Annotated in this window: 3 protein-coding genes; all 3 read left to right on the top strand. The window is 40.8% G+C overall.

Annotated features, from left to right (window positions below; genetic code table 11):
- On the top strand, window positions 1-1,017 hold a 1,017-nt coding region (locus ACTHJT_RS05870), incomplete at its 5' end, for a DUF5686 family protein (protein WP_440237069.1).
- A 4-nt stretch (window positions 1,018-1,021) separates the two neighbouring features.
- The gene (locus ACTHJT_RS05865; protein WP_440237068.1) at window positions 1,022-2,077 is read left to right on the top strand and encodes a tetratricopeptide repeat protein; all 1,056 of its coding nucleotides are present in this window, start codon (window positions 1,022-1,024) and stop codon (window positions 2,075-2,077) included.
- 81 nt (window positions 2,078-2,158) lie between these two features.
- The coding region (thrS, locus tag ACTHJT_RS05860) for a threonine--tRNA ligase (RefSeq protein WP_440237067.1) at window positions 2,159-3,816 on the top strand (1,658 nt) is incomplete at its 3' end.

The following is a 3,816-nucleotide window of genomic DNA, read 5'->3' as shown; positions in this document are numbered from 1 at the left end:
AAATACGGAGGCGCTGCAACATTTATTCTTTCGCGTAAACCCTGGACACAAACGGGCATGTACTATAAGTACGACATCGACCAGATAGGCGCGCCCTCTGAAAAACTTACCAACAACAATCTGTTCCTGGCATTGACACGTTGGGGCACGCTGCGCGGCCCGTTCTATTCAAGGCAGGTAGGCGCATTTTTTGAACGTGACCTAACTAAAAATATTATGCCTAAATTAATCATCAGGCATATGTGGTTTGATCCTATTTATAATTTTGCCGCTTATGACTCTGAACCAACAGCAACCAATACACCCGGACTGGTTGAAAATTTTCAGACAACGGAAATCATAGGACTCATTAAGCTTTCGTATGATGAAATATTTTTACAGAACGGAAATGAACGTATCAGTTTAGGGGGGCAGAAATGGCCGGTTGCCACCTTTCAATATACCGCCGGTTTAAAAGGTGTACTGAAAGGAGATTACAACTATCATAAACTGCAGTTAACCATTGATCATTCCATCCGTTTTGGTATTATTGGCCGAACGAACTATCAATTCACCGTTGGTAAAATATATAAGCCCGTTCCATATCCGTTGATCGAAAATCACATTGGTAACCAGACAATATTTTTTACAACCGCAGCATTTAACCTGATGAACTTCTTCGAATACTCGAGCGATCAGTATGCTTCTATTAAAATCAAACATGATCTGGATGGCTTATTAAGCAACCGGATTCCTTTGGTGAAAAAATTAAAATGGAGATTCTTTTTAACAACAAATGTGCTGGTGGGAAGTATGTCGGATCAGAACCGGCGTTTGCTGGCCCCTGTAAACTCCCAGGGAGAATCTACCGTCAGCATTTCTTCGCTGGATCCGTTAAGACCCTATGTAGAGGTGGGATATGGTATTGATAATATTTTTAAATGTGCGCGGGTTGATTTTATTCACCGGGTTACATATAGAGATGTGCCGGATATTAGTAAATTTGGTATAAAAATTTCGTTCAGATTTATTATTTAATCAGATGAAAAAAAACTGGATTCTTTATTTAATGCTGTTAGGTATCGTGTTGCAATCGTGTTCGGATGACAAGGATATTAATAAAATGGCGACTCAGAATGAACTTACGTATTCTTCTGAATTACAATTGAGCGCCTTAAACGAGGCAATAGAGGAGAATCCCGATGACCCGTTTCTGTACTTCAAGCGGGCAAATTATTTTTACAGCATCAACAATTTCAGAATTGCCCAGAATGACATCCAGAAAGCACTTCGTATTGATGAATCGGTTTCGGCGTATTGGCTGTTAAGTGCACAAATCAATAATGAATTGAAAAATGTAGACCAGGCATTGGAAGAAGCTGAAAAAGCATTGAGTCTTGAAAACAAAGAACCGGTTTTATATATTCTTTTGGCAAACTGTCTGCTTGAAAAAAATGATACAATCAGTGCAAATAAATACATAAACATGCTTGATGCAACGGCTCCGCAAATGGCCGAGTTGAATTACATTCAGGCAAAAAAACTATTGATTAAAAAAGATACCATCCGTTCATTCAATAAGTATAAAGAATGTATTCAGAAAGACCCTCAGTTTATTGAGGCATATATTGAACTGATGTCGTTGTATTACAAAAAGCATATGTATGATTCCATCATGCCTTTGCTGATCAAGGCAAAACGTATGCGTCCCTGTAAGCCGGAATTGTTTTTGTATGAAGGAAAGTTTTTTGAATCGATTAACAAGAACCAGGTTGCATTGGCATCGTACAAAGAAGGTTTGCTTTGTGACCCGCAGGCATCTGAATTATATATTCCCATGAGTGAATATTACCAGTCGCAGGGGAACTACCAGCAGGCAATGCTTTATCTTGGTAAATGGATCGAAAAACACCCACTGGATGCCAAGAGCATCAGTAGAATGGGCGATTATGCATTGAAGCAAAACGACCGGAACGCAGCCATTACTTATTACAAAAATTCCTTATCCATTGACAGTTCGAATACTTATCTGAACAAAGAGATCGAGCGGATACAACGAATGAACATGACTCCAAATCGTGTAGATACTACAAATTGATCATATTATTTTTTGTCGACTCCGGTCGGTTTTAAAAGATTATATGAAAATCTTATTAAATTTGCAGGCTATAATAAAATTATGATAAAGATTACTTTACCCGACGGATCAGTCCGTGAATATGAAAAGGGAATCACTGGTATGGGTGTTGCGCTTAGTATCAGTGAGGGACTTGCACGCAATGTATTGGCAGCCAAAGTTAACGGAGAAGTTTGGGATGCTTCACGCGAAATAACAACCGACTCAGCAGTACAATTATTGACGTGGAACGATACGGAAGGTAAATCGACATTCTGGCATTCTTCGGCGCACTTATTGGCCGAAGCATTGGAAGACTTATATCCGGGCACCAAGTTTGGTATCGGACCTGCTATTGAATCCGGCTTTTACTACGATGTAGACTTTGGAGACCGTTCATTCTCCCAGGATGATTTTGAAAAGATTGAAAAGAAAATGCTTGATCTGGCGAAGCAGAAGAACGCATACGTGCGTCAAGCTGTTTCCAAGAAAGAAGCGATCAGCTATTTTACAGACAAGCAGGATCCATATAAATTAGATTTATTAGAGAATCTTGAAGATGGTTCCATTACTTTCTATAAGCAAGGTTCATTTACCGATCTCTGCAGAGGACCGCACATTCCGGATACTGGTTTCATCAAGGCCATTAAACTGATGAGCGTTGCCGGTGCTTACTGGAGAGGCGATGAAAAAAGCAAACAGCTAACCCGTATTTACGGGATCACATTCCCGAAACAGCAGGAGTTGAAAGATTACTTAACTGTTTTGGAGGAAGCGAAGAAGCGTGACCACAGAAAGCTTGGTAAAGAGCTGGAGTTATTCGCCTTCTCAGAAAAAGTAGGTATGGGCTTACCACTGTGGCTGCCTAAAGGCGCGCTATTGCGTGAACGTCTGGAAAATTTTCTGAAAAAAGCACAGGTGCGTTCAGGTTACCAGCCGGTAGTTACGCCACATATCGGTAATAAACAATTGTATGTTACTTCCGGACACTTTGATAAATACGGAAAGGATTCATTCCAGCCAATATTTACGCCCCATGAAGGAGAACAGTTTTTATTAAAGCCAATGAACTGTCCCCATCACTGCGAGATCTATAAGACAAAACCACGTTCGTACAAAGACCTGCCGATTCGTTTTGCAGAGTTTGGTACGGTTTACAGATACGAGCAAAGCGGTGAGTTGCATGGATTAACAAGGGTAAGAGGCTTTACCCAGGACGATGCACATATTTTCTGCAGACCGGATCAGGTTAAAGAAGAATTCCTGAAAGTAATTGACCTGGTATTGTATGTATTCAAAGTATTAGGCTTTACAGAGTATACAGCACAGATTTCATTGCGCGATCCGGAAAACAAAGAGAAGTATATTGGTGAAGATGAGCAGTGGCATAAAGCAGAACGGGCCATCATTGAAGCGGCTGCCGAAAAAGGTTTGAGTACGGTAACGGAATTGGGTGAAGCTGCATTCTACGGTCCTAAACTGGATTTCATGGTGAAAGATGCTTTGGGCAGAAAGTGGCAATTAGGCACCATTCAGGTGGATTACCAATTACCAAATCGTTTTGAATTGGAATATACCGGTTCTGATAATCAGAAACACCGACCGGTGATGTTGCACCGTGCACCATTTGGATCTATGGAACGCTTTATTGCAGTATTGATTGAGCACGTTGCCGGAAACTTCCCGTTATGGCTTTCTCCGGATCAGATCGCAATTCTTCC

The sequence above is a fragment of the Cytophaga sp. genome, assembly GCF_051961495.1.
GTDB lineage: Bacteria > Bacteroidota > Bacteroidia > Cytophagales > Cytophagaceae > Cytophaga.
The sequence above is the reverse complement of the archived record's forward strand: the minus strand, read 5'-3'. Positions and strand labels throughout refer to the sequence as shown.

Excerpts from the sequence above, each read along its gene's own strand:
- ACTHJT_RS05865 (WP_440237068.1), top strand. The coding sequence starts at position 1,022 with ATGAAAAAAAACTGGATTCTTTATTTAATGCTGTTAGGTATCGTGTTG.